We start from the raw sequence: 24,603 nt of genomic DNA, 5'->3' as shown, positions 1-24,603 counted from the left end.
GGCAGCGCCTCGACCAGCCGACATCACACCCTGCGAAACGGATAAGGCGTGGCGGTACGCTCATAGCTGTGGAGGTCGAGCGCGCGCGTGAGCGGCGGCAGCGCCCGGTCGGGGCAGGCCCGCCGTTCGCAGAGCGGACAGCTGGGGCCCACGCCGGTCGCTTCGCCGCGCTCGGCATCCAGGCCATCGGCATGAACGATGCGGGCGGCATGTTTCGCTTCGCAGCCCAGCGCGATCACGGACCGCCCGCGCGCCTGCGTCGCGCCGCGCGGCAGGCCGATGGCCAGCGTGACGAAGCGCTTGCCCTCCACCGTCTCGATCAGCTGGGACGCGACCGTCCCGGACGCTGGCGCGTCATGCGCGTCCCAGCGCGGACAGGTGCCGCCATAGCGCGCGAAGGGCCACGCCTCGCCGTCGAAGCGCTTGGCGATCTGCCCCGCCCGGTCGATCTTCGCCATGAAGAAGGGCACGCCGCGCGCGCCGGTGCGGTTGAGGCTGGTGAGCCGATGCGCCAGCTGCTCGATCGAGACGCCGAACCGGTCGCACAGCAAGGGCAGGTCGTGCCGGCTCTGCTCGGCCGCCTGGCGGAACCGGTCATAGGGCATGACCAGCGCGGCGGCGGCATAGTTGGTGAGCGCGATCGTCGCGAGCCTGCGGCTATCCTCGTCGGGCGGCGCGGCACGCGCGACTTGGGCGGCGATCGCGTCGGCCAGGTCCTGCGCGACCAGATGGCAGGCGATGGCGAACAGCCGCCCGGACGCCGGCAGCCGCTCGCTCAGCATCAGGCGGCGGCGATGCATGTCATAATGGCGCAGCCGCCCGGCGATGAGGTCGCCGCGCACGATCTGCACGCTCATGCCATGCCGGTCCTTCAGCCGCGTGCGCAGCGCCGCCTGCAACAGAGCGGGGTCCTCCGGCAGGTCCGCCGCGATCGATTCGGCGCCGGCGTCTATCTCGGCGAAATGATTGCCCGCGCGCGCGATCATCTCGCGCAGCCAGTCGACCGGCGCGACCAGCGGGGGGCGTTCTGCGCCCGCCAGCGCCGCGCCCGGCACGCGGCGCAGGTCGCTCAGCGCGCGATAGAAGCGCGCGATCGCTTCGGTGACGCCGGGGTAGTTTTCCGCAACCTCCAGCACCTCGTCGCGCGTGACGCCAATGTCGCGCACCAGCGCGTCGGACAGGATTTCCCCTAATTCGCGCGGCCCGCCGTCGGCGGCCGGCGCGGTGAAGTCGCGAATGTCGATGTCGTAGCTATTGGCCAGCCGCAGCAGCATCTGCGCCGTCAACGGCCGCTGGTTGCGCTCCAGATGGTTGAGATAGCTCGGCGATATGCCCAGCTCCTCCGCCATCTGCGTCTGGTTCAGCCCCAGTTCGCGGCGCAGCACCCGCAGCTTGGGGCCAAGATAGAGTTTGCGATTCCCCGGTTCAGCCATATGGACATACTGTCATAGAATGACAAAATGCCAAAGGAGTATCGTGACAAACGGCCATTCATCGGCCTGTAATTGGCTGGCGCACCTGTCTATTTCGCTGTCCATGGCCCGATGACGGGCGCAGCCACGAAGGATGAGGACATGCAGAGCCAGACGATCGAACCGACCAGCGGCCATCCCGAACCCGCGCGGTCGCGCGCGGTGTTCAGCCAGGAGGATTTCAGCCTGATCCGCACCGCCATCGCCCATTATCTGCGCGAGGTGCAGGATCAGCCGGACTCGGTCAAATATGCCAATCTCTATCACCGCCTCGGCCGCGTGGCCTGACGGCGCGGATATAGGAGGAAAACGGGCGCGGCGGGCAACCGGCCGCGCCTGCATCATGATCAGAAGAGCTGGGTCAGCCCGTAGAACAGCGCGCCGATCACGGCCGCGGCGGGCAGGGTGACGACCCAGGCGATGACGATCCGCGACGCCACGTTCCAGCGCACCGCCGACAGCCGCCGCGACGCGCCCACGCCCACGATCGCCCCGGTAATGGTGTGGGTGGTCGACACCGGCACGCCCAGATGCGTCGCCATGAACAAGGTGATCGCACCGCCCGTCTCGGCGCAAAAGCCCTGGGCCGGGGTCAGCCGCGTGATCTTCGATCCCATGGTGTGGACGATCTTCCACCCGCCCAGCAACGTGCCCAGCCCCATCGCCGCCTGGCAGCTGATCACCACCCAGAAGGGCACATGGAATGTGCCGCCCAGCATCCCCTGCGAATAGAGCAGCACGGCGATGATCCCCATCGTTTTCTGCGCGTCATTGCCGCCATGTCCCAGCGAGTAGAGCGATGCGGACACCAGTTGCAGCTTGCGGAACACCCGGTCCGCACCCTGCGGCGTGAAGCGGCGGAAGATCCAGCTGATGAGCAGCACCAGCATCAGCGCCAGGAACAGCCCGACGGCAGGCGACAGGACGATGGCGATGCTGGTCTTGAACACGCCGCTCCACACCACGGCGGACAGCCCGGCCTTGGCCAGGCCCGCGCCCAGCAGCCCGCCGATCAGGGCGTGGCTGGACGAGGATGGGATGCCCAGCCCCCAAGTGATGAGGTTCCAGGCTATCGCCCCCATCAGCGCGCCGAAGATCAGCTGCGGGTCGATGATGCTGGCGTCGACGATCCCCTTGCCCACCGTGGTCGCGACATGCAGGCCGAAGAATAGGAAGGCGATGAAGTTGAAGAAGGCGGCCCAGGCGACCGCATAGTGCGGCTTGAGCACGCGAGTCGACACGATCGTCGCGATCGAGTTGGCGGCGTCGTGCAGGCCGTTCAGGAAATCGAACAGCAGGGCGACGCCGATCAGCGCGATCAGCAGGGGCAGGGCGATGGGTTCCATGATGGTCGGGTCAGGCGTGGTCGATGACCAGGCCGGAAATCTCGTTGGCGACATCCTCGAACCGGTCGGTGACCTTTTCCAGATGGCTGTAGATTTCCCGGCCGACGATGAAGTCCATGGGGTTGCCCTCCCGCGCGGCGACATAGAGGGCCTTCAGCCCGTCCTCATGCAGCAGGTCGGCATGGCCCTCCAGCTTCACCAGCCGCTCGGTCAGGTCGTGCAGCCGCGCGGCGTTGAGGTTGAGCGATCGCAGCAGCGGCATCGCTTCCTGCGTGATGCGCGCGCATTCGACGATCAGCGCGCTCATATCCTGCATCTGCGGCGGAAATGTCGTGACTTCGTAGAGCGCCACCGCCTTGGCGGTCTGGTTCATCTGGTCGATCGCATCGTCCATCACGCCGATCAGGTCGGTGATGGCGCTGCGGTCGAACGGCGTGACGAAGATGCGGCGCACATCCTGCAACACGTCGCGGATGATGTCATCAGCGGCATGTTCCTGGTCGGAAATGATGCGGATCTGGTCGGCCATGTCTGTTCCGCCCTGCATCAGCCGCGCCAGCGCGTCGGCACCGGCCACCAGCGTTGCGGCATGATCCTCAAATTGGTCGAAGAAGCGGCCCTGTTTGGGCATCAGCGCATGGAACCAGCGCAATAGTCCTGTCCTTTCATTCTGCCGGTCGCGCAGCGCGAGCAGCATGCGGAAGAACCAGCCGGGATCGGCCGGGGGCTCGCGGAAGCGAGCGATGATGTCTTGAAGGTCGGGCTCGTCCACCGCCTTTGCAGCGTCGGCGAGCGAGAACCAGCGCAGTTCGCGCTGCCCCTGTTCGGGCCATTGGGTCAAATGGCGCGTGACGGCGAGCGGAAACACCTCCACCATCGCCTCGCGCGATCCGCCCTTGCGGCGGCGCTTGTCATATCGGTAACGGCCGATGGGCGCGGGACAGGCGATGCCCTGAATCCCCGCTTCCTCATAGGCTTCCAGTTCGGCGGCGCGATGGCCCGCCAGCCCCTTGATGCGATTGCCCTTGGGGATGACCCAGCGCCGCGTGTCGCGCGACGTGATCAGCAATATCTGCATCGATCCGTCGGCGGCGGTGGTATAGGGCAGGGCGGCGATCTGGCGCATCGCGCGCGTGTAACAGAAACGTCATATCGCGCAATCACCTGGATCAGGGCCGGGTGCGCGCCCGGCCCTGATCGGCGTTGTTACAGCGAGAAGCGCGCCGTCACGCGGATGTCGCGGCCGGCGAGCGGCGCATAGTCCTTCAGGAAGCTCGCATGGCGGCGCGCTTCGACGTCGAAGATGTTGTTCGCCGACAGCATCAGCGTCGTGCGGTCATTGCCGGGCAGCGGCTTGAACGAGATCGACGCATTGACCATCGTGAAGCCGTCGGTCGGCGTTTCGAACTCGGTCACGCGATCCTGCTCGAACACATGCTCGACTTCGGCGCGGGCCGACAGGCGGTCGCCCTGCGCTTCCAGCCCGCCCAGCAGGCGCAGCGGGGGAATGCGCGGCGCCGGGCCGCTGCCCTTGATGGTCGCATGGACATAATCGGCGACACCATCCACATTGATGGCGTAGGCGCCCAGCTGCGCCAGCTTGACCGACGCCTCTGCCTCGAAGCCATAATAGCGCGCATTGGCCTGGTTGAAGGCGTAGCAGGGGAATTCCAGCTCCTCGCCGCCATTGACCGCCTGGCAGGCGCTGTCGTCCGCCACGCTTTCGTAGATATAGCCGTCGAACCAGTTATGATAGGCCGACAGGCTGATGGTGTAGCCATCGCCCGCGCCGCGCAGCGTGCCTTCCACGCCCCAGCTCTTTTCCTTGCCGAAGGTGGGATCGCCCAGTTCGAACGCCTGTGTGCCGGCATGATTGCCGCGGGCGAACAATTCCTCGGCCGACGGCGCGCGCTCGCTGCGCGACAGGTTCAGGCCCACGCGCCAACCAGGCATGATCGCCTGGCTGATGCCGATTGATCCCGACAGCGCGTCGAAGCTGCGCTGGCGCCCGTCGAAGAACAGGGCTTCGTCGGCGTCGGCGCTGACGCTGCTATGTTCGAACCGCGCGCCGCCCTCCAGGCGGGTGTTGCCCAGGTCCACCGACTGCAGCGTGAAGACGCCGATCTGGTTGGTCTCATTCTTCGGCAGGAACTTCTCCTCGCCGATCGCTTGGAACCGGCGCGTGAAGAATTGCGCGCCAAACGCGCCGTCCCAGCCGCCGCGCTTGGCCTGGACGAACTCCAGCCGGCTTTCCATCGACTGATTGTAGAAGGTCGTGCCGACTTCGCCGCTATCCTCGATTTCCTGATGCTGGTAATCGGCATAGCCCGCCCGCAGGCGGATGCTGTCGAGGAAGCCGCCATTGACCGCGACTTCGCCGCGCAGGTCGACGCGATCCTGCTTCATGCGCAGCCGCACCTCTTCCGCCTCGCCCTCGGGATCGAGCGCGTAGCGGACTGGCACGCCGTAGAAATTGTCGGTGTGGCTGAACGACACGCCCAGATTGCCGCCCTCGTCGATATAGGCCGCGCCGCCCGCGACTTCCCACATGCGCCCCGCGCTGTTGGGCAGCTTGCCTTTCAGGTCGGCCAGTTCCGCGATCTCGCTGTCACCGCTCGCCGCCGCCTGCGCGCGCAGCGCCGGGGTCAGGATATAGCTGCCGGTGTCGAGATTGCCGGTCTTGCTGTAGGTGCCGTCCAGATGGACGACGAACTTGTCGGCCAGCGGCACTTCGATCTCGCCCGCGCCGGTCCGTTCATTGGCGGCGCTGCCATAGGTGCCGAGCACGTCGATATGGACCGGCTCGTCGGGCACGCGGCGCGGAATGCGGCTGTCGATCACGTTGACGACGCCGCCGATCGCGGACGACCCATAGAGCAGGGCCGACGGGCCGCGCAGGATTTCGATGCGGTCAGCGGTCAGCGGGTTGATCGCGACGGCGTGGTCGACCGAGGTATTGGACACGTCGAAGCTGCCGATGCCGTCGGTCAGGATGCGCACGCGCTCGCCCTGGAAGCCGCGCAGGATCGGGCGCGACGCGCTGGGGCCAAAGGAGGTCGCCGACACGCCGGGCTGGCGCGCCAGCGTTTCGCCGATGCTGGGGCGCAATTCGCGCGTCAGCTTCTCGCCGGTCAGCACGCTGGTGCCCGACAGGATGTCGCCCTGACGGCGCGGGATCAGCGCGGTGACGACGATGTCGGCCCGCTGGTCATGATAGGTGTCGCTCTGCGCCGCATCGTCGGCGGGAACGGACTGGGCAAGGCCGGGAATGGAGAGGCACAGCAGCGGCAGGGCGCAGCCGGCGCGCAGCATCATGATGCGGGACATGAAGGATCAACCCCTTGATTATGGTCTGAAGCCGCCCCTGTATCCGCGATGTTACATCGTATCAAGTGCATTCGTCGCATATTTGTTGCTGGGGCAACGAAAGCGGCCTGCCGTTACAAAAACAGAAATTCCGCCAATGCATCGACCGCCGGCTTGCGCGCGGCGTCGGCCCCGACCGCCTGGCGAATCTCGATGGCGGGCAGCGGCATGTCCAGCGCCAGCCGGCGAATGCCGCTCATCCGGCCCAGATCGCGCGCTAGCGGGCCGAAGGCGGCGAAGCACCCCGCGCCATCGCGCAGCGCGGCCATGATCTCGAACATATTGTCGCTTTCCAGCGCCGGCGCGTCGAAGGGCAGGCGCGCGCGGGCCAGCGCGGCGTCGATGATCTGGCGCATGCCGTTATGCGGCTCCATCGCCAGCAGCGGCGTCGCCGCGATGTCATCGCGCCCGACCATCTCCGCGCGCGCCAGGCGATGGCCGCTGCCGGCATAGAGGTTCAGAGGCTCCGACCAGCCATAGCGGGACGGCGGCTCGGCCGGCTCCTCCAGCGCGTAGAAATAGGCGATGTTCGCCTGCCCGCGCGCCAGCGCCATTGCTGCATCGCGGGCGCTGTGGACATGCAGGTCGATGCTGATGGCGATGTCGTCATTGGCCGCCTCGAACGCGGCGAGCGCATCCTGGAAATGGCCGAAGATCGGCGCCGGCGCAGCGAGGATGATCCCCTCGCGCGGCGGTTCGGCGGGCGGGGGCGGCGCAGGTGCATCAGGCGCTTCTGCGGCCGCCGCGTCGGCGGGGGAGGGCGTGTCGCTGCCCAGCTGCATCATCGCTTGCGCGGTCTTGCGACCCGCCGGCGTCAGCCGCGCCGCTCCGGCCGGATCGTCGAACAGCCGATAGCCCAGCCGCATTTCCAGCGCCGCGATCCCGTCCAGCACCTCGCCCAGGTCCAGCCCCAGATCCTGCGCGCACCGCGCCGCGCTGCCTGCCGCCACCATCTGCGCGAATATGTCCAACTGGCGCAGGGATGGGCTGCTCATGGGGCGGTGATAGAGGAAATGGCGACCGGGGGTAAGGGCGATCTTCAGCCGCCCGACGCAATCCTGGTTGACGAATCCCCCGCGATGATGGCAGGGCGCTCCTCTGCCGGGCGGGTATAGCTCAATGGTAGAGCACTAGCCTTCCAAGCTTGTGATGCGGGTTCGATCCCCGCTACCCGCTCCAGCGTTGCCATCCTACATTTTACCCGCCACACCGCGCCAGCCGGGCGAGCATGTCGTCATGGGCTGCCTGGGTTTCGGCTGCGGCGTCCGCTTCGCTTCTGTGGACATTGTGGTGCAGGGCGCCCATCATCATGCTGGAATAGATCGCCGCGCCCAGGTCGAGCGCGTCGCCGCGCAGGCTGGTGGCATCGGCGATGGCGAACTGGCTGCTGCGCCCGCGCAGATAGCGCAGGGCGAGGGCCAGGCCCGGCTGGGCGCGGCCGCGCGCCACCGCCAGCATCAGCTCGTCGATCGCGCCGACTCGGTTTCGCGCCGGCACGCTTCCGGCCGGGGCGGTGGGCGTGCCGGGATGGGCGGGGTTGGGGGACAGTCCGGTCAGGATATGATAGGTCTCGTTATAGGCCAGGCGCAGCAAATCGTCGGCGCGCTTGAAGCGGTGGGATACGGTGCCCAGCGTGAGGCCCGCCCGCTCCGCCACCGCGCGATGAGTGATCGCCCCGATGCCGCCCATCGCCAGCAGGTCCGCGGCGGCGCGGCCGATCTCCCCGATCATCGCTTCGCTGCGGTCCGCCACTACGGTCGCTTCGATCGCCTGCCGCTTGAGCATGGCGCGCCAGGGGGCGGGGGGCAGCGGCGCGCCGCTGATGCAGGCGGCCAGGCCGCGCGTCATTTCATCGAGGCAGGCGCGGTCGCCCGGCCGGTTCCATGGCATCAGATGCATGCACAACTCGCCATCGAAGAAGGCGTGGCACAGGGGCGCTGCGGTCTCGATCGCGAGGCGGCGGCAGAGGCGCAGCCAGAAGCCGCGCCATAGCGCGACCCACTCGGCCCAGAGCGGTGCGAAGTCGGCGCGCCTGGCCGCGAGCAGATGGGTTTCGCGCCAGGCGAGCGCCAGCGCCCGGTCCGGCCCGCACAGATCGTCGATCAGCGACGCCATGATCGGCCCGATCGCCGTTCCCCCGCATCCGGTAGCCAGCGGCAGCGCCGCGATCCGCGCTTCCTGTGCGGCGCACCATGACCGCGCCTGCGCCAGAGCGGCGCGCGACGCGGCTTCATACAAATGTTCAGCATCCCCAAAATGATAATAGATGGCCGATGCGCTGGCGCCCGCCTTGGCGCCGATGGCCCGGGCCGACAATTCGCTCGTCCCATTCTGTGTCCAGCCGGACAGAACCGCTTGAATGAGCCTGTGTTTTGGCTCCTCCCCGTCCGCCATGGCAGTTTTCGGCGCAGGCATGTCGTCTTTGTCGTTGGTCATGGCGTGCCCAATCTACCAGAGATGGCGGCCGGGCCAATCCCCGCCGGAATATTAAAACCATCATCAAACTGTCACCCCCGCTACATACAGACGTTCTAACCGCCCCTCGACTTTATAGCATCACGGGGGATTTTCATGTCGACTCACTGCCAAGGCTCCAAATCCGGCCGCGTCACCATGTTCGCAGGCGCAGCGCTGCTGGCGCTCGCCACGGCCAGCGCCGTTCAGGCGCAGGAGGCCGCCATCCCGGCCGCCGAGGATGCGGGCGATGGGAACGAGATCATCGTCACCGGCTCCATTTCCGAATCGCAGGCCGCCTCGATCGAGCTCAAGCGCAAGGCCGACAATCTGGTCGACATCATTGCCGCCGACGCGGTGGGCCGCTTCGCCGACCAGAACAGCGCCGCGGCCCTGTCGCGCCTGCCCGCCGTCGCCGTGCAGCGCGACCAGGGCCAGGAACGCTATATCCAGGTGCGTGGCGCGCCCAATCGCTGGACCTCGGTCAGCATCGACGGCATCCCGATGATCGGCGTCGATGAAGGCGGCACCACGCGCGCCTATCGCTTCGACGCGGTGCCCGCGGTGCTGCTGAGCGCCATGGCGGTGAACAAGTCGCTGACGTCCGACCTTCAGGCCGAAGCCATCGTCGCCAATATCGACCTGCGCACCTATTCGCCGATGGAGCAGAAGGGCTTCCACCTGCAGGGCGACCTTGGCTACGGCTTCCTGGAACTGGGCGGCAAGGACCAGCGCCAGGGGTCGATCCGCGCCAGCTGGTCGAACGATCATTTCGGCGTGGTGCTGGGCGCGTCCCACTATCGCCGCAAGCAACTGACCGACAATCGCGAAGTCGGCGCCTATGACGCGAATGGCCCGACCGTCTTCGACGTGCGCCAATATGAGGTGGAGCGCGAGAATAACGGCCTGTTCGCCGCGATTGAATATGAGCCCCAGGATGGCCAGCGCATCTACGCCCGCTCCATCTACACCGAATTCAAGGACGACGAGCAGCGCAACCAATATGTGTTCCGCCTGTCCAATGCGCTGAGCGGCACTCGCACGCAGGACAGCGGCGACCTGGTCGGCGTGCCGGTGCGCGGATCGTTCAACTATGGCGAATATCGCACCCGCAACTATATCAACACGATCGGCGGCGAATATGAGACCGACGATGGCCTGAAGGCGTCGGTCAATCTCAACTATACCCGCACCGAAAACACCACCTACCTGCCGATGGTGCAGGCCAGCACGTCGGGCGCCAATTCGCCGTCGCTGACCTATGACAACAGCGATCCGCGCTTCCCGATCGTCAGCCTGTACCAGACGGTGATCGACGGCAAGACCGCCTCGCGCGGCGCGGCGCTCGCCAGCTTCGACCAGAGCAAGGTGACGTCCGGCGCGCTGCTGCTCCCGCTGACGCAGGACACCTATTCGGACAGCTATAGCTTCAAGGCCGACGTCTCCAAGACGTTCGATCGGCTGACCCTGTCGGGCGGCCTGCTCTATGCCGATCGCGACATCACCGGCTTCACCTTCAACCAGAGCAACTATGTCGTGCTCGCCTATCACCCCTCCTTCAATCCGGGCGGCTATGTCACGGACAAGGCGTGGGACACGGGGTTCCCGCTGGGCGTGAACTTCAACTATATCGACAATCGCGCGATGCGCAGCGACATCGACGCGCTGCTCGCGCGGCTGGAAGCGGACGGCAGCTACAATCCCGACGCCGTGCCGGATGAAAATCGCTACCAGCTCAACGAACGGACGCTGGCGGGCTATGTCCAGGGCAAGCTGGAATTTGACGGCGGCCAGGTGGTCGCGGGCGTGCGCGTCGAACGCTTCATGCTCGACAATGTCGGCACCGCCGTCACCGAAGCGGGCAATGTGCCGCTGTCCGCGCCGCAAAGCTACACGGACTTCTTCCCCAGCATCAACGCGCGCTTCGACCTCACCAACGACCTCGTCTTCCGCATCGCCGGGCAGCGCGGCATCGCGCGGCCGTCCTTTGGCGAAATCCGCGTCGGCAGCTCGATCAACGATACGGTGGAGCCCGGCACGATCAGCGGCGGCAATCCGGATCTGCAGCCCGAATATACCTGGGGCCTGGACGCCAGCCTGGAATATTATCTGCCCGGCGGCGGCATCGCGTCGATCTCGGCCTTCCATCGCTGGGTGGACAATGTCCTCTACCAGAACCAGCAGGCGGTCGGCACCGACCTGTATGACAGCGATGGCGTGGATCGCTCCGCCTATCTGCTGACCTCTACCTTCAACGGCACCAGCGGCAAGCTCTATGGCGTCGAATTCAACTATCAGCAGCAGTTCAGCTTCCTGCCCTCGCCGCTCGACGGCTTGGGCTTCCAGGGCAATCTGGCGCTGCTGGACGGCGATTTCGATACGCCCACGCAGAAGAACATCCCGTTCCAGGGCCTGTCCGACACGGTGCTCAACACCTCGCTTTATTACGAGAAATACGGCCTGTCGGCCCGCGTCAGCTATCAGTGGCGCAGCGACTGGCTCGACACGCTCGGCGGGCTGGGCAGCGGCGAATATCGCAACGGCTATGATAATCTGGACGTGTCGGTCCGCTACGCCGTCAACGACAATCTGACGCTCTTTGCCGACGCCACCAACCTCACCGACGCCATCTACATGGCCTATCAGGGCGATGAATCCATGCCGACCGAAGTGGAGCAGGTCGGCCGCCGCTACATGTTCGGCGTCCGCTTCGGTTTCTGACAGGAAGGATATTATCATTATGCGATCCAACATTCTCATGCGTGCCGGCCTGATCGGCCTTGGTGGCTTCATCCTGCCGGCGGCCGCGCTCGCCCAAGCACAGCCCGCCCCGCAGCCGGCGACGCAGCCCGCCCCGCAGGCGGCCCCCGCCGCCACCGATGCCGCGCATCAACGCGTGCTGCCGCTGGAGGGCGGACAGAATTTCCGCGACCTCGGCGGTTACCGCACGACCGACGGACGGATGGTGAAATGGGGCGTGCTGATGCGTTCGGGCGCGATGTCGCGCCTGACCGAAAAGGATTTCGCCTATCTCGCCTCGCGCGGCCTCAAGACGGTGGTCGACTTCCGCGACACGCGCGAACGCGCCAGCGAGCCGGTCAACTGGCCGGCCGACGCCAGGCCGCAGGTCTTCACCAAGGATTATGCGCTCGACCACGGCATGTTCATGAACCTGCTGATGAAGCCCGGCCTGTCGGCTGAGCAGGCGAAGCAGGCGATGGCGACCTTCTATCGCGACGTCCCTAATGTCTTCGCCGACCAGTATCGCACCCTGTTCGGCCAGCTGCTGGCGAGCGATGGCGCGGTGGCGTTCAACTGCACCGCGGGCAAGGATCGCACCGGCGTCGCCGCGGCGATCCTGCTGTCGGTGCTGGGCGTGGACCGCGAAACCGCGATCCAGGACTATCTCCTGTCCAACCGCTATTATCGGCCGCTGCCGCCCAAGGCCGGCGACCCCGCGCTCGCCATGTTCAGCAAGCTCTCGCCCGAGGTGCGCCAGGCGCTGATGGGCGTCGATCGCAGCTTCATCGAAAACGCCTTTGCGACGATGGACGCCTATCCGGGCGGCATCAAAGGCTATTATCGCGAAAAGCTGGGCCTCGACGATCTCAAGATCGCGCGCCTGCAAGCCAAATATCTGACCGCCGCCTGATGCGCGACCGGCCCGCTACCCCTGCGGTGGCGGGCCGGAGCTGCCGCGCTCGATCAGGGTGAAGCGGAACTCCGGCGTTTCCCCCGCGCCCTGCGCCAGCGCGTCGATGACGGATCGGCCCATCTCCTCCAGCGGCTGGCGCACGGTCGTGAGCGGTGGCCAGGATGTGAGGCTGGCCGACGTATCGTCGAAGCCCGCGACCGACAGGTCTTCGGGCACGCGCAGGCCGATGCGGTGCGCCAGCGTCAGCACCCCCAGCGCCATCTCGTCATTGGTGGCGAAGATCGCGCTGGGCGGCGCAGGCAGGGCCAGCAGCGCCTCGCCCGCCGCGATGCCGGACGCGAAATCGAACTGGCCGGGCACGAACAGGGCCTCCTCCGCGGCGATGCCCGCCGCCGCAAGCCCTTCGCGAAAGCCATCGACCCGGCGCACCGCGGCATGGTGGGTGGGGGGCGGGGTGATGACGCCGATGCGGCGGTGGCCGAGCCCGATCAGATGATCCGCCACCATCCGACCCGCCGCCTGTTCCGGGGTCGATATGGTGAAGCTGGGCGAGGGGGCGGAGCCGGCGATGCGCGCGCAGGGCAGCTGCATCTGCGCCAGCCGGTCGAGCAGCGCCTGGTCGTCGGCCAGAGGCGGCACCAGCAGCACACCATCGGGGCGCAGCGCCGCGACCAGCCGGTCGAGCACGTCGAACCGTTCCTCCCCGCCCGGCGACAGCGGCTCCACCACCAGATGATAGCCCAGGTCCCGGCACCGCCACGCCGCCCCCATCTGGATGCGGCTGACATAGCCGGGTGCGGGGTTGTTGTAGAGGAAGGCGATCATGAAGGATCGACCGCCGGCCAGCCGCCGCGCCGACTGGTTGGGGCGATAGCCCAGCTGCTCGATCGCCGCCTGCACGCGCGCGCGCAGCTCCTCGCTGACATTGGGCGCCTTGTTGACCACGCGCGACACCGTCTTGATCGAGACTTTGGCAAGGGCGGCGACGTCGTGGATGCTGGTCATGGGTCCTGGCTCATGGCGCGGGAAAAGCCCGTCATGCCCCCCCGTCGTCCCGCTTGGCAAGAGAGCGGGCGCGGCCTTATGATCGGGCCATGACCAATATCATCAACCTGCGGCAGGCGCGCAAGCGCAAGGCGCGCGCCGACAAGGCCCATGAGGCGGCCGAGAACCGCGCCCGCTTCGGCCGCACCAGGGCGGAGCGCGCCGCCGACGCCGCCGATGAAACCAAGCGTGCGGCTTTGCTGGAAGGTGCCAAACGCGAGGGCAAGGACGTGGAATGAAACCCCGTTCCTTCTGAACAACACGCCGCTTGCCACGCGGGTCAAACATACCCGTCGCGCCGGCTTCCTCAAGCTCGGCACGCGCTGATCTGATCCGCCGCAATGGTTCAGGCCATGGAGAAGGCCAGGCCGACGCCCGGCCTTTTTCCCTGTCCGGTTGCGCTTTGGCGGCGTGCCTGATACCGGGCGCGCGCGCATCGTTACCGCGCCGTTCCTTCAGAAAGAGTCGCTGCTCCATGACCGACAAGATCAATCGCATCGTTCTCGCCTTTTCCGGCGGCCTCGACACCAGCGTGATCCTGAAATGGCTGCAGCAGACCTATGACTGCGAAGTCGTGACCTTCACCGCCGACCTGGGACAGGGCGAGGAACTGGAGCCCGCGCGGCAGAAGGCGCGCCTGATGGGCGTCAAGGAAGAGCATATCTTCATCGACGACCTGCGCGAGGAATTCGTGAAGGATTATGTCTTCCCGATGATGCGCTCCAACGCGCTCTATGAGGGGCTCTATCTGCTCGGCACCTCGATCGCCCGGCCGCTGATCGCCAAGCGCCAGATCGAGATCGCCAAGCAGGTTGGCGCCGACGCCGTCAGCCATGGCGCGACCGGCAAGGGCAATGACCAGGTCCGCTTCGAACTGGGCTATTATGCCCTGTCGCCCGACATCAAGGTGATCGCGCCCTGGCGCGAATGGGATCTGACCAGCCGCACGAAGCTGATCGAATTCGCCGAACAGCATCAGATCCCGATCCCGCGCGACAAGCGCGGCGAAAGCCCCTTCTCGACCGACGCGAACATGCTGCACACCAGTTCCGAGGGCAAGGTGCTGGAGGATCCGTGGGAAGAAACCCCGGACTATGTCTATTCGCGCACGGTGAACCCGGAGGATGCGCCCGACGCGCCCGAATATATCACCATCGATTTCGAGCGCGGCGATGGCGTCGCCATCAATGGCGTCGGCATGTCGCCCGCCACGCTGCTGGAAACCCTCAACGACTATGGCCGCAAGCATGGCATCGGCCGGCTGGATCTGGTCGAAAACCGCTTCGTCGGCATGAAGTCGCGCGGCATGTACGAAACGCCGGGCGGCACCATCTATCATCTCGCGCATCGCGGCATCGAACAGCTGACGCTCGACCGTGGCGCCGCGCACCTCAAGGACGAACTCGCGCCCAAATATGCCGAACTGATTTATAACGGCTTCTGGTTCTCGCCCGAGCGCGAAATGCTGCAGGCGGCGATAGACCATAGCCAGGAAAAGGTGACCGGCACCGTTCGCCTGAAGCTCTACAAGGGCGGCGTCCATGTCGTCGGCCGCAAGTCGCCTTACTCGCTCTACAGCGAAAAGGTCGTGACCTTCGAGGATGATGCGGGCGCCTATGACCAGCGCGACGCGGCGGGCTTCATCAAGCTCAACGCGCTGCGGCTTCGCTTGCTGGGCCGCCGCGACCACTGATCGCGCCGGGGGAGGGGGATAGCCGCAGGGCTGCCCATCCCCGCCCTCCCCGCGGACACGCCGCCGGATACATTTCGCGACAAACTTCCCGCCGATGTGACAAAATTGCGGGACAAATGGTTTCCATAAGCAGGATCAAGGACGGCGCGAGGCGTCGTTCGGAATGACACCAGCCAAGGAAACAGACATGCTTCGCAAGTTCTTCTCTACCGTCGCGGTCGGATCGCTGTTCGTCGGCGGCCTCGCCGCCAGTCACCTCGCTTTCGCTCAGCCCGGCGCCGATGGCCCCCGCGGCCCGCGCGGCGGCATGATGATGCAGGCCGACGCGAACAAGGACGGCAAGATCAGCAAGGCGGAACTCACCACCGCGCTCGACGCCCGCTTCGCCAGGATGGACGTCGACAAGGACGGCCAGCTGACCTCCAGGGACCGCGACCTCAAGCGCCAGCAGCGCATGGACGAGCGCTTCGCCAAGCTCGACACCGACAAGAATGGCCAGCTCAGCAAGGCCGAGCTCGCCGCCGGCCATGAAGCGCGCGCCGACAAGCGCGCCGAAAAGGGCAAGGGCGAAGGCCGCATGGGCAAGGGCCATCGTCCCGGCATGATGCGCCACGGCGGCAAGGGCGGCGCGATGGGCGACGCGAACAAGGACGGCACCGTCACCAAGGCCGAATTCACGGCCGGTGCGATGGCCATGTTCGACAAGGCCGACACGAACAAGGACGGCTTCGTCACCGCCGACGAGATGAAGGCCGCCCGCCAGGCGATGCGGGGCGCGTGGAAGGACCGCAAGGCGCCCCCCGCCCAGAACTGACCGCGTCCCGGCGCAAAGGGCGAAGGCTTCCCCCGCCTTCGCCCTTCCCACCTGTGACAACCCATGACAGACAGGCATGATGAGCGACCGTCCCCATCTCCTGCTCGTCGATGACGAGCGTTCGATCCGCGAACCGCTGGCGCAATATCTCGCCCGCAACGGCGTTCGCGTCACCGCCGTCGAAAATGCGGCGGAGGCCCGGCTGCGGCTCAACGCCAACGCCATCGACCTTGTCATCCTCGACATCATGATGCCCGGCGAGGACGGCCTGTCGCTGTGCCGCCATATCCGCGAGACCAGCGAGATCCCCGTCATCCTGCTGACCGCCCGGTCGGAGGAGACCGACCGCATCGTCGGCCTGGAAATGGGCGCGGACGATTATGTGCTCAAACCCTTTTCCCCGCGCGAACTGGTCGCCCGCATCAAGGTGATCTTTCGCCGCGTCGCCAGCGGCGGCCAGCGCGTCACCGCGCCCGACGGCGCGACCTATGCCTTTGCCGGCTGGCTGCTCAAGTCGCAGGAGCGCACCCTGGTCGACAGCGAAGGCGTGTCGCTGCCGCTCTCGACCGCCGAATTTAATCTGATGCTCGCCTTCGCCACCCGCCCGAACCAGGTGCTCAGCCGCGACCAGCTGCTCGACATCACCCAGGGGCGGGAGGCCCACGCCTTCGACCGCGCGATCGACAACCAGATCAGCCGCCTGCGCAAGAAGATCGAGCCCGATCCCAAGAACCCGACGCTCATCAAGACCGTATGGGGCGGCGGCTACACGCTCTCGGCCGAGGTGCGCAAACTGTGAAGCGGTTGCGCCTCTGGCCGCAAAGCCTGGTCGGCCAGGTGATCCTGCTGGTCGCCTTCGCCCTGTTCGTGGCGCAGGCGATCAATTTCGGCCTGCTGCTGCGCGAACGCAACCGGCTGACGCTGACCAGCCAGGCTGCGCCGCTCGCCTATCGCGTCGTCAACGCGCTCGACGCGCGGCCCGACCGCTGGCCCGGCGCCGACGATCCCCGGGCCGCCAATCCCCGCGCGGATCGCCCGGACCAGCGGCAGCGGCGCAATGTCGACTTCTTCTCTAGCCAGCCCGTGCTCGACGGCAAGCCGCGCCCCGACGTCGCGGCGCGTGCTCGCGCGCTGTTCGACGATATCGGCCTGCCCGTGCGCACCATCGTCGCGGCGGAGGACAGCCGCGTCATGCCGCTGCGCCGCTGGGAAAGGCTGCGCAGCCGCACCAGCGGCGCCACGCCCGGCGACCGCCGCGTCGGCCGCCTGCGCCTGGCGGTCGAATATGAAGCGGGCAAATGGGTGCTGGCCGAAGCCCGGATCGGCAACCGCCCGCCGCGCTTTGGCGGCTGGCTCGTCGGGCAGACGCTCATCCTCTACATCATCGTCCTCGCGCCCCTGCTGTGGATCGGGCGGCGCATGGCGCGGCCGCTGCGGCAGCTGACCGGATCGGCGCAGCAATTCGCGCGCACCGGCGCCGCCGATCCGGTGGACGAGCGCGGCCCGGGCGACGTGCGCGAACTCACCATGGCCTTCAACGCCATGCGCGCGCGCATCATCGCCATGCTGGACGAAAAGGACCGGATGCTGGGCGCGATCGGCCATGACCTGCGCACCCCGCTCGCCTCGCTGCGCGTGCGCACCGAATCGGTCGAGGACGATGCCGAACGCGCGCGCATGTCGGACACCATCGACGAAATGAACCGCATGCTGGAGGACATCCTCTCGCTCGCCCGCGCCGGTCGCAGCGCGGAAAGCCCGCAAAAGGTCGATCTCGCCGCGCTCGCCGACGCCTTGGTGGAGGATTTCGTCGAGCTGGGATCGCCCGTCACCCTGGCCGACAGCGACCGCGCCGTCGCGCTGGTCCGCCCCCAGCAGATCCGCCGCGCGCTGCGCAACCTCATCGAAAACGCCATCGTCTATGGCGACCGCGCGCATGTCAGCGTCTTTCAGGAGCCGGGCCAGGTGCGCATCGTCGTCGCCGACGAAGGCCCCGGCATCGCCCAGGACCGCATGGCCGAAATGCTCGAACCCTTCACGCGCCTGGAAGGCTCCCGCAACCGCGAAACCGGCGGCGCAGGCCTGGGCCTCGCCCTCGTCCGCGCGATCATGACCGAACATCATGGCGACCTGCGCCTCGCCAACCGCCCGGAAGGCGGATTGGAAGCCAGCCTGGTGCTGCCTGCATAGGGGAGGGGGCGCGCCGCCATCATCCTCCCCTCCCTCCCAGGGAGGGGCCGGGGGAGGGACCGCCGCGCAGCGGCGTGGGAGGGAGATGGCTGATTTTGGACCGGCGGCCTAACCCTAAAGTCGAGTGCGCTACTGGGCATATCAGATAACTGCCTTCCGGCACCCTGATTGGTTAGCAGACGTTCAGCTTTGCCTATGCGTTAACATTTTTTTCGTCGCGATACGTATGCCGCAATCATTAGAACATGCCGTTCTAGTCGTGATATGATCCGCCATGGCCATCTTAAAATCTGAAGGGGTGTCGCCCACTGAGCGGCTATTGGCGGGTCTGTGCGACGACACCTTTTTGCGCCTTTGGAGTTATCCTAATCCGTGCCGTGACGATGGAAAAGAACTGTGCGACCTGCTCGTCGTCTTTCAAAATGACGTTCTGATTTTCTTCGATCGAGAAAATCGGAGGTTTGACCAAGATCCAGAAGACGTTAATCTGGCTTGGAGACGCTGGCGCAAGGAAGTCATCGACAAGCAGGTTTCCACCGCCCATGGTGCGGAAAGGTACATTCGTTCCGGGCGATCGATCTATCTTGATCCTCAAAAGAAACAGTCATTTCCTTTTCCCATCGATCCAGACCAGGTGCGATGTCATAAGATTGTCGTTGCGCATGGCGCGAAAGAGGCTTGCAAGCGAGCTTCTTCGGCAAATGTTTCGGGTAGCTTGGCGATCTCCTACGAGGAGACAGGTGAGCGATTCGATCATCCATTTTTCGTGCAGATCGATCGGAACCATCCCGTCCACATTCTCGATACCGAAAATTTGGAAATCGCCCTGACCGAACTCGATACGATCTACGATTTTACGGCTTATCTGGATGCAAAGCTCGGAGCGATTAAGCGTCACGCCCTATCGTATTGTGGAGAGGAAGATGTCATCGCGCACTACTTTCTTAATTTTGACGAGAAGCGAAATCGCCATATCATCAGTACGCTTGACGCGTTTGATACGGTGCATATCGGTGAAGGCCAGTGGTTCGATTTCGAGCGCAGCGAGCTATATGCGCGGCGGAAAGCGGCAAATCAAACTTCGTATTTCTGGGATCGCTTGCTACAGATCACGTCCGACAACGCACTTCGTGGCTTGCTTAGTGGAAACAGCAAGCCTTTCCAAGGGAAGAGCGCACTGCATTTTATGGCCATGGAACCGCGTTTTTCTCGGCGAGGCCTTTCGGACTTCATGCTGAAGTCTATAAGAAACTTCCCAGAAACTGACGATCCAGTGGTTCGCAATGTCTCGCTGATGCCCTCATTCTACGAAGGCATGGTGTACGTGTTCCTCCAGCTCAAAGCTTCAGATGATCTCCGAAGCTCTAAGAACTATCGGGAGGTACGTTCCGGCATGCTTGAGATAGCGTGTGGCGCTGCAAAGCTTAGAATGCCGACTATCAAGAGAGTGATCGGCATTGCGACTGACGCGCCGAAGTTCGCGGGCCAAACAAACTCCGAAGATTTACTTTTGATGGAATTTGAGGACTGGAACGCGGAGCGACGGGCCTACTACGAGAAGGCTAACGAGGAACTGAGGTTTTTCCAGAATCCGCAAATGCAGGCGAGCAAACATACGATCTCGGAGTTTCCGAGACCTATTGCTAGCCCCAGAGTACGCGCCAAACTGGGGAGAAACGAACGATGCGTCTGTGGCTCTGGTCTAAAGTACAAAAAGTGTTGCGGCCGATAGAGCTTACGAGCCTTGGAGGCTGAGATGCGGGCTAAGCGAGCGAACTCTGAGGAAAGGTTTAAGGACGTTCGCTCCTGGGATATTCTCTTGGTTGGCGGGATGGGCGCAAAGCAGCCACCCGATCCTCCCCGCCTCTCCCGCGCCCCACACCAAAAAAAGGGGCCGCTTTTTCAAGCGGCCCCTGCATCCTCTCCCCTGTAACAGGGATGATTATCGTGCGCTGGCTCAGTCGGCCTTCGACTGGAGGTTCACCGCGGCATATTTGCCGCGGCGGTCGACTTCCAGTTCGAAGTCGAGGCGGTCGCCTTCGTTGAGGGCGGCCATGCCGGCGCGTTCGACGGCGCTGATGTGGACGAAGGCGTCGGGCTGGCCGTCATCGCGCTGAATGAAGCCGAAGCCCTTCATCGCGTTGAAGAACTTCACCGTGCCGCTGGCGCGCTCGCCGGTCAGCTGGCGCTGCGGGCCGCCGCGGTCGCCGCCGCCAAAGCCGCCACGATCGCCGCCGAAGCCACCGGCGCGGGGTTCGCGCGGTTCGCGCGGCGCGCGGTCGGTCACCGGCATCGGTTCGCCTTCGATCACCAGGTCGGTGGCCGAAACCTTGCCGCCGCGATCGACCAGCGTGAAGCCGAGCGGCTGGCCTTCGGCCAGGCCGGTCAGGCCCGCCTGTTCCACCGCGCTGATGTGGACGAACACGTCTTCGCCGCCATCGTCGCGCACGATGAAGCCGAAGCCCTTCTGCCCGTTGAAGAATTTGACGACGCCCTTGCCTTCGCCGACGACCTGGGCGGGCATGCCGCGACCACCGCCGCCGCCGCCACCGCCAAAGCCGCGACCACCGCCGCCGCCGCCACCAAAGCCGCCGCCACCGCCGCCGCCGAAGCCGCCGCGGTCACCGCCGCCGAAACCACCACGATCGCCGCCGAAACCGCCGCCGCCACCAAAGCCGCCGCGATCACCGCCGAAACCGCCACCGCCAAAACCGCCGCGGCCCTGATCGTAGAAATTGTCGTCGCCGAAACCGTCGCGCTTATCCCTGCCGCGCCCGCCGCGGCGACCTCTATCAAAACTCATGCCCTGTTAGTCACTTTCGCTTCGCCCCAAGACCAATCGGACAAACATGTCGGGCGAATGACATGCACAATCCACCGCAAAGGCGGGTTTGGGAATCACTATATCAACTTTTCGTGCCCACGCGAATGATTTTCACCTTGCTGGACCCGTTCCGTTCCTTTTGTCGCTATTCGCCGCGAAACCGACGTTTCATCGCGCGTGCGCGCCATTTCGTCGCAACTCTGCGCGGATGCGTCGCGTCGATTGCGGTGCGGGCGGTTTGGCCATAGAGGGGATCGCATGACCGTCCATTTCCATGAAGAAGATCTGCCCGCCGGCGTGCTCGCCCCTGGCCCGATCGCCGTCGACACTGAAACCATGGGGCTGATCACCCCGCGCGACCGCCTGTGCGTGGTGCAGATCAGCGACGGGAAGGGCGACGAGCATCTGGTGCGCTTCCATCCCGGCAGCGATTATGCCGCGCCCAATCTGAAGGCCGTGCTGGCCGATCCAGAGCGGCTCAAACTCTATCATTTCGGCCGGTTCGACATCGCTGCGCTGCGCCATTATCTGGGCGTGGTCGCCGCGCCCGTCTATTGCACCAAGATCGCCTCGCGGCTGGTGCGCACCTATACCGACCGCCATGGCCTCAAGGAACTGGTGCGCGAATTGCTGGGGCACGACATCAGCAAGCAGCAGCAGTCGAGCGACTGGGGCGGCCCGGTCCTGTCCGACGCGCAGAAGGATTATGCCGCGTCGGACGTGCGCTACCTGCACCAGCTCAAGGCCGAACTGGACAAGCGGCTGGTGCGCGAAGGGCGGATGGAGCTGGCCCAGGCCTGTTTCGACTTCCTGCCGCACCGCGCCGAGCTGGACCTCGCCGGCTGGCCGGAAATCGACATTTTCGCGCATATGTAAGGGGGCAGGGGAAGCGTCGCCATGTCCGTCCAGGCCGAACAGCAACGCAATGTGCGCCGCCACTGGGCGCGGCCGGGCGGCAGCCATGACCGGCTGGTCAAGCTGCTCAAGAACTGGCTGCCCGTGTCGGTCGGCGTGCTCGCCGCGCTGCTCGCCACCGCGCCCTTCACCGGCGGCGACAAGGTCAGCTTCGTGCTCGACAAGAACAAGGTCGACGTCGCCAGCGAACGGATGCGCGTGACCGAAGCGCTCTATCGCGGCGAGGACAGCAAGGGCCAGCCCTTCTCGCTGCGGGCGGGATCGGCGGTGCAGAAAAGCTCGCGCGAACCGATCGTCGACCTCAATGACATGTCCGCGCGCATCCTGCTGTCGGACGGCCCGGCGGTGCTGACCGCGCAGAAGGGCCGCTACGACATGGAAAGCGAACGCGTCGCGATCGAGGGGCCGGTGCAGTTCCAGGCGGCGGGCGGCTATCGCCTGACCACCCGCGACGTCGGCGTCGACCTCACCACCCGGCGGATGCGCAGCGCCGGCCGCGTCGACGGGCGCATCCCCATCGGCACCTTCAGCGCCGATCATCTGGAAGCCGACATGGGCGCGCGCACCGTCACGTTGAACGGCCGCGCGCGCTTGCGCATCGAACAAAATGGTCTCAAAGGGCAGAACTGATGAAACGCACGCTCATCCTGCTTTCGACCGGCTTTCTGGCTACCGCCGGCGCAATCGTCGCCGGAACGGGCGGCCTGTCCGCGCAGGTCTTCCGCAATCATGACAGCAACGCTCCGGTCAATTTCACCGCCGACCGGATCGAGGTGCAGGACCGCGCCGACCGCGTGGTCGTGTCGGGCAATGTGGTCGTGACCCAGGCGGGCATGACGCTCAACGCCGCGCGCATGACGGTCGCCTATCGCAACCAGCCGGGCGCCGGCGCGGGCGGGATAGAGATCGACCGGATCGACGCGTCGGGCAATGTCGTGGTGACCAAGGGCGATCAGACCGCGCGCGGCAATGTCGCCATCTACGACCTCAATGCCAAGCTGATAACGATGCTGGGCAATGTCGCGCTGACGCAAGGGGCGAACCGGCTGACCGGCGGGCGGCTGGTGATGGACCTCAACAGCGGCCGCTCGACCGTGGACGGCCGCTCCAGCGGCGGCGGCGCGGGCACGTCGACCAGCCCCAGCGGGCGCGTCTCGGGCACCTTCACCGTGCCCCAACGGCGGAACTGACGCCCGGCGCAAAGCCGACAGCTGCGACGGCGATTTGCGTAAATGCCGCCGCACCGCGTTTGGAGTGATTTGACGCGATTGATTAAGTCATTGTTATTATTGAACTAATTGCCTTGTTTGCCCGGCGCTACCAGCAAAAACCCGCGCAGGTGTCGCTTTCGCTGTCGCGCTGAACGGCGACGGCAACGAAAAAGGGCGCCGCCTCTCGGCAGCGCCCTATTCCTCGTCCGAAGCCCAATGTCAGGCCGCCGCGCGGCGTTCCTTCAGTTCCTCGTTCAGCATCTCGGCCAGCAGGAAGGCCAGCTCCAGGCTCTGCGCCGCATTGAGGCGCGGGTCGCAATGGGTATGGTAGCGGTCGGCCAGCCCCTCGTCGGTGATGGCGATGGCGCCGCCGGTGCATTCGGTCACATTCTGCCCGGTCATTTCGGCATGGATGCCCCCGCCAAAGCTGCCTTCGGCGCGATGCACGGCGAAGAAGCCGCGCACTTCGGCCAGGATGCGGTCGAACGGCCGCGTCTTGTAGCCATTGGCCGCCTTGATCACATTGCCGTGCATCGGGTCGCAGGACCAGACCACCGGATGCCCTTCGCGCAGCACCGCGCGCACCAGCTTGGGCAGGCCCGCCTCGATCTTGTCATGGCCATAGCGCGTGATGAGCGTGATTCGCCCCGCCTCGCGCGCGGGGTTGAGCACGTCCAGCAGCCGCAGCAGCGCGTCGGGCTCCAGGCTCGGCCCGCACTTCATGCCGATGGGATTGCCGATGCCGCGCAGATATTCGACATGGGCCGACCCTTCGAACCGGGTGCGGTCGCCGATCCACAGCATATGCGCCGACGTGTCATACCATTCGCCGGTGATCGAATCCTGCCGCGTCAGCGCCTGCTCGAACGGCAGCAGCAGCGCTTCATGGCTGGTGTAGAAGCTGGTCCCGCCCAGCTGCGGCACGCTGTCCGCATCCAGGCCGCAGGCGCGCATGAAGTCCAGCGCCTGGCCGATCTGGTCGGCCATCGCCTCGAACTTCGCGGCCCAGGGGGACCGGCCCATGAAATCGAGCATCCAGCCATGCACGCGCTCCAGCGACGCATAGCCGCCGGTCGAAAAGGCGCGCAGCAGGTTCAGCGTTGCGGCCGACTGGTTATAGGCGCGGATCATCCGCTGGGGATCGGGTTCGCGGGCTTCGGGCGTGAAGGCGATGTCATTGACATTGTCGCCGCGATAGCTGGGCAGCTCCACGCCGCCGATCGTCTCGGTATCGGCCGAACGCGGCTTGGCGAACTGCCCCGCCATGCGGCCGACCTTCACCACCGGCAGCTTGGACGCAAAGGTCAGCACCACCGCCATCTGCAACAGCACGCGGAACGTGTCGCGGATATTGTTGGGATGGAACTCGGCAAAGCTTTCGGCGCAATCGCCGCCCTGCAACAGGAACGCCTCGCCGGTCGCGACCTTGGCCAGATCGGCCTTCAGATTGCGTGCCTCGCCCGCAAAGACGAGCGGCGGAAACTGGCCAAGCTGCGCCTCGACCGAGGCGAGCGCCGCCTGGTCCCGATAGACGGGCATCTGAATGCCCTTTTGGCTGCGCCAGCTTTCCGGCGTCCACTTCGCCGCCACGTCGAGTCTCCTTCGCACGAGTAAAATAG

21 protein-coding genes and 1 tRNA gene are annotated in these 24,603 nt (G+C 65.7%); 13 read left to right on the top strand and 9 right to left on the bottom strand.

Features of this window, described 5'->3' with window-relative positions; genetic code table 11:
- Positions 1-23: 23 nt before the first annotated feature.
- On the bottom strand, positions 24-1,433 hold the full coding sequence (locus ACGGKE_RS08840; protein WP_394437099.1) for a short-chain fatty acyl-CoA regulator family protein: 1,410 nt from the start codon (positions 1,431-1,433) through the stop codon (positions 24-26).
- 141 nt (positions 1,434-1,574) lie between these two features.
- Here ACGGKE_RS08840 and ACGGKE_RS08835 point away from each other — a divergent pair, with 141 nt between their 5' ends.
- Entirely contained in the window at positions 1,575-1,760 is a 186-nt protein-coding gene (locus ACGGKE_RS08835) for a hypothetical protein (protein WP_394441850.1), read from the top strand.
- 59 nt (positions 1,761-1,819) lie between these two features.
- Here ACGGKE_RS08835 and ACGGKE_RS08830 read toward each other — a convergent pair whose 3' ends face one another.
- The 4 genes from ACGGKE_RS08830 to ACGGKE_RS08815 all read right to left on the bottom strand — a co-directional run bounded on the left by ACGGKE_RS08830 (position 1,820) and on the right by ACGGKE_RS08815 (position 7,179).
- The gene (locus tag ACGGKE_RS08830; protein ID WP_394437097.1) at positions 1,820-2,818 is read right to left on the bottom strand and encodes an inorganic phosphate transporter; all 999 of its coding nucleotides are present in this window, start codon (positions 2,816-2,818) and stop codon (positions 1,820-1,822) included.
- A gap of 10 nt (positions 2,819-2,828) precedes the next feature.
- Positions 2,829-3,944, bottom strand: coding sequence for a DUF47 family protein (locus tag ACGGKE_RS08825; protein WP_394437095.1), 1,116 nt, complete (start codon positions 3,942-3,944; stop codon positions 2,829-2,831).
- Positions 3,945-4,024: 80 nt separating this feature from the next.
- Positions 4,025-6,145 carry a TonB-dependent receptor domain-containing protein gene (locus tag ACGGKE_RS08820; protein ID WP_394437093.1) on the bottom strand — a complete coding sequence of 707 codons (2,121 nt, stop codon included), beginning with the start codon at positions 6,143-6,145 and terminating at the stop codon, positions 4,025-4,027.
- A 113-nt stretch (positions 6,146-6,258) separates the two neighbouring features.
- Positions 6,259-7,179 carry a LysR family transcriptional regulator gene (locus tag ACGGKE_RS08815; protein ID WP_394437091.1) on the bottom strand — a complete coding sequence of 307 codons (921 nt, stop codon included), beginning with the start codon at positions 7,177-7,179 and terminating at the stop codon, positions 6,259-6,261.
- 110 nt (positions 7,180-7,289) lie between these two features.
- Between ACGGKE_RS08815 and ACGGKE_RS08810 the strand changes: the two genes are divergently transcribed.
- A tRNA-Gly gene (locus ACGGKE_RS08810) sits at positions 7,290-7,363 on the top strand.
- Between the two features lie 18 nt (positions 7,364-7,381).
- On the opposite strand, the gene ACGGKE_RS08805 is transcribed toward ACGGKE_RS08810, so the two are convergent.
- Positions 7,382-8,620 (bottom strand): TetR family transcriptional regulator, encoded by a 1,239-nt coding sequence (locus ACGGKE_RS08805; RefSeq protein ID WP_394437089.1) that lies wholly within the window; start codon positions 8,618-8,620, stop codon positions 7,382-7,384.
- A gap of 135 nt (positions 8,621-8,755) precedes the next feature.
- Here ACGGKE_RS08805 and ACGGKE_RS08800 point away from each other — a divergent pair, with 135 nt between their 5' ends.
- Both ACGGKE_RS08800 and ACGGKE_RS08795 read left to right on the top strand, forming a co-directional pair.
- A complete protein-coding gene (locus ACGGKE_RS08800; RefSeq protein ID WP_394437087.1) occupies positions 8,756-11,359 on the top strand; it encodes a TonB-dependent receptor in 2,604 nt (867 codons plus the stop codon).
- Positions 11,360-11,378: 19 nt separating this feature from the next.
- Positions 11,379-12,290 (top strand): tyrosine-protein phosphatase, encoded by a 912-nt coding sequence (locus ACGGKE_RS08795; RefSeq protein ID WP_394437085.1) that lies wholly within the window; start codon positions 11,379-11,381, stop codon positions 12,288-12,290.
- 15 nt (positions 12,291-12,305) lie between these two features.
- On the opposite strand, the gene ACGGKE_RS08790 is transcribed toward ACGGKE_RS08795, so the two are convergent.
- Positions 12,306-13,298, bottom strand: a complete 993-nt coding sequence (locus ACGGKE_RS08790) for a LacI family DNA-binding transcriptional regulator (protein ID WP_394437083.1) — start codon at positions 13,296-13,298, stop codon at positions 12,306-12,308.
- An 89-nt stretch (positions 13,299-13,387) separates the two neighbouring features.
- Between ACGGKE_RS08790 and ACGGKE_RS08785 the strand changes: the two genes are divergently transcribed.
- The 6 genes from ACGGKE_RS08785 (at position 13,388) to ACGGKE_RS08760 (ending at position 19,766) form a co-directional block, all read left to right on the top strand.
- On the top strand, positions 13,388-13,576 hold the full coding sequence (locus tag ACGGKE_RS08785) for a DUF4169 family protein (RefSeq protein WP_394437081.1): 189 nt from the start codon (positions 13,388-13,390) through the stop codon (positions 13,574-13,576).
- 236 nt (positions 13,577-13,812) lie between these two features.
- Positions 13,813-15,030 carry an argininosuccinate synthase gene (locus ACGGKE_RS08780; RefSeq protein ID WP_394437078.1) on the top strand — a complete coding sequence of 406 codons (1,218 nt, stop codon included), beginning with the start codon at positions 13,813-13,815 and terminating at the stop codon, positions 15,028-15,030.
- A 187-nt stretch (positions 15,031-15,217) separates the two neighbouring features.
- Complete coding sequence (locus ACGGKE_RS08775) at positions 15,218-15,844, top strand: EF-hand domain-containing protein (RefSeq protein WP_394437076.1); 627 nt, start codon at positions 15,218-15,220, stop codon at positions 15,842-15,844.
- Positions 15,845-15,923: 79 nt separating this feature from the next.
- Positions 15,924-16,643: a response regulator gene (locus ACGGKE_RS08770; protein WP_394441847.1), complete on the top strand. Its 720-nt coding sequence runs from the start codon at positions 15,924-15,926 to the stop codon at positions 16,641-16,643.
- Positions 16,640-18,034, top strand: a complete 1,395-nt coding sequence (locus tag ACGGKE_RS08765) for an ATP-binding protein (RefSeq protein ID WP_394437074.1) — start codon at positions 16,640-16,642, stop codon at positions 18,032-18,034. The genes ACGGKE_RS08770 and ACGGKE_RS08765 overlap by 4 nt, the downstream gene beginning before the upstream one ends.
- A 274-nt stretch (positions 18,035-18,308) precedes the next feature.
- Positions 18,309-19,766: a YecA family protein gene (locus tag ACGGKE_RS08760; protein ID WP_394437072.1), complete on the top strand. Its 1,458-nt coding sequence runs from the start codon at positions 18,309-18,311 to the stop codon at positions 19,764-19,766.
- Between the two features lie 225 nt (positions 19,767-19,991).
- Here ACGGKE_RS08760 and ACGGKE_RS08755 read toward each other — a convergent pair whose 3' ends face one another.
- Positions 19,992-20,837, bottom strand: a complete 846-nt coding sequence (locus tag ACGGKE_RS08755) for a cold-shock protein (protein ID WP_394437070.1) — start codon at positions 20,835-20,837, stop codon at positions 19,992-19,994.
- 279 nt (positions 20,838-21,116) lie between these two features.
- Between ACGGKE_RS08755 and ACGGKE_RS08750 the strand changes: the two genes are divergently transcribed.
- From ACGGKE_RS08750 to ACGGKE_RS08740, 3 genes are read left to right on the top strand one after another with little or no spacing between them, the layout of a single operon-like run.
- Positions 21,117-21,734, top strand: a complete 618-nt coding sequence (locus tag ACGGKE_RS08750) for a ribonuclease D (protein ID WP_394437068.1) — start codon at positions 21,117-21,119, stop codon at positions 21,732-21,734.
- A 21-nt stretch (positions 21,735-21,755) separates the two neighbouring features.
- A complete protein-coding gene (locus ACGGKE_RS08745; protein WP_228165898.1) occupies positions 21,756-22,403 on the top strand; it encodes an LPS export ABC transporter periplasmic protein LptC in 648 nt (215 codons plus the stop codon).
- Positions 22,403-22,963: an LptA/OstA family protein gene (locus ACGGKE_RS08740; protein WP_394437065.1), complete on the top strand. Its 561-nt coding sequence runs from the start codon at positions 22,403-22,405 to the stop codon at positions 22,961-22,963. Before ACGGKE_RS08745 ends, ACGGKE_RS08740 begins: the two co-directional genes overlap by 1 nt.
- Positions 22,964-23,203: 240 nt before the next feature.
- Here the strand turns inward: ACGGKE_RS08740 and ACGGKE_RS08735 are convergent, their stop codons facing one another.
- Complete coding sequence (locus ACGGKE_RS08735) at positions 23,204-24,574, bottom strand: class II 3-deoxy-7-phosphoheptulonate synthase (RefSeq protein WP_394437063.1); 1,371 nt, start codon at positions 24,572-24,574, stop codon at positions 23,204-23,206.
- Positions 24,575-24,603 lie beyond the last annotated feature (29 nt).

The sequence above is a fragment of the Sphingobium naphthae genome (assembly GCF_043589935.1).
GTDB classification, from domain to species: Bacteria; Pseudomonadota; Alphaproteobacteria; order Sphingomonadales; family Sphingomonadaceae; genus Sphingobium; species Sphingobium naphthae_A.
The sequence above is the reverse complement of the archived record's forward strand: the minus strand, read 5'-3'. Positions and strand labels throughout refer to the sequence as shown.

Coding starts and splice junctions, on each gene's coding strand:
- ACGGKE_RS08840 (WP_394437099.1), bottom strand. CDS start 1,433: ATGGCTGAACCGGGGAATCGCAAACTCTATCTTGGCCCCAAGCTGCGG.
- ACGGKE_RS08835 (WP_394441850.1), top strand. CDS start 1,575: ATGCAGAGCCAGACGATCGAACCGACCAGCGGCCATCCCGAACCCGCG.
- ACGGKE_RS08830 (WP_394437097.1), bottom strand. CDS start 2,818: ATGGAACCCATCGCCCTGCCCCTGCTGATCGCGCTGATCGGCGTCGCC.
- ACGGKE_RS08825 (WP_394437095.1), bottom strand. CDS start 3,944: ATGCGCCAGATCGCCGCCCTGCCCTATACCACCGCCGCCGACGGATCG.
- ACGGKE_RS08820 (WP_394437093.1), bottom strand. CDS start 6,145: ATGTCCCGCATCATGATGCTGCGCGCCGGCTGCGCCCTGCCGCTGCTG.
- ACGGKE_RS08815 (WP_394437091.1), bottom strand. CDS start 7,179: ATGAGCAGCCCATCCCTGCGCCAGTTGGACATATTCGCGCAGATGGTG.
- ACGGKE_RS08805 (WP_394437089.1), bottom strand. CDS start 8,620: ATGACCAACGACAAAGACGACATGCCTGCGCCGAAAACTGCCATGGCG.
- ACGGKE_RS08800 (WP_394437087.1), top strand. CDS start 8,756: ATGTCGACTCACTGCCAAGGCTCCAAATCCGGCCGCGTCACCATGTTC.
- ACGGKE_RS08795 (WP_394437085.1), top strand. CDS start 11,379: ATGCGATCCAACATTCTCATGCGTGCCGGCCTGATCGGCCTTGGTGGC.
- ACGGKE_RS08790 (WP_394437083.1), bottom strand. CDS start 13,298: ATGACCAGCATCCACGACGTCGCCGCCCTTGCCAAAGTCTCGATCAAG.
- ACGGKE_RS08785 (WP_394437081.1), top strand. CDS start 13,388: ATGACCAATATCATCAACCTGCGGCAGGCGCGCAAGCGCAAGGCGCGC.
- ACGGKE_RS08780 (WP_394437078.1), top strand. CDS start 13,813: ATGACCGACAAGATCAATCGCATCGTTCTCGCCTTTTCCGGCGGCCTC.
- ACGGKE_RS08775 (WP_394437076.1), top strand. CDS start 15,218: ATGCTTCGCAAGTTCTTCTCTACCGTCGCGGTCGGATCGCTGTTCGTC.
- ACGGKE_RS08770 (WP_394441847.1), top strand. CDS start 15,924: ATGAGCGACCGTCCCCATCTCCTGCTCGTCGATGACGAGCGTTCGATC.
- ACGGKE_RS08760 (WP_394437072.1), top strand. CDS start 18,309: ATGGCCATCTTAAAATCTGAAGGGGTGTCGCCCACTGAGCGGCTATTG.
- ACGGKE_RS08755 (WP_394437070.1), bottom strand. CDS start 20,837: ATGAGTTTTGATAGAGGTCGCCGCGGCGGGCGCGGCAGGGATAAGCGC.
- ACGGKE_RS08750 (WP_394437068.1), top strand. CDS start 21,117: ATGACCGTCCATTTCCATGAAGAAGATCTGCCCGCCGGCGTGCTCGCC.
- ACGGKE_RS08745 (WP_228165898.1), top strand. CDS start 21,756: ATGTCCGTCCAGGCCGAACAGCAACGCAATGTGCGCCGCCACTGGGCG.
- ACGGKE_RS08740 (WP_394437065.1), top strand. CDS start 22,403: ATGAAACGCACGCTCATCCTGCTTTCGACCGGCTTTCTGGCTACCGCC.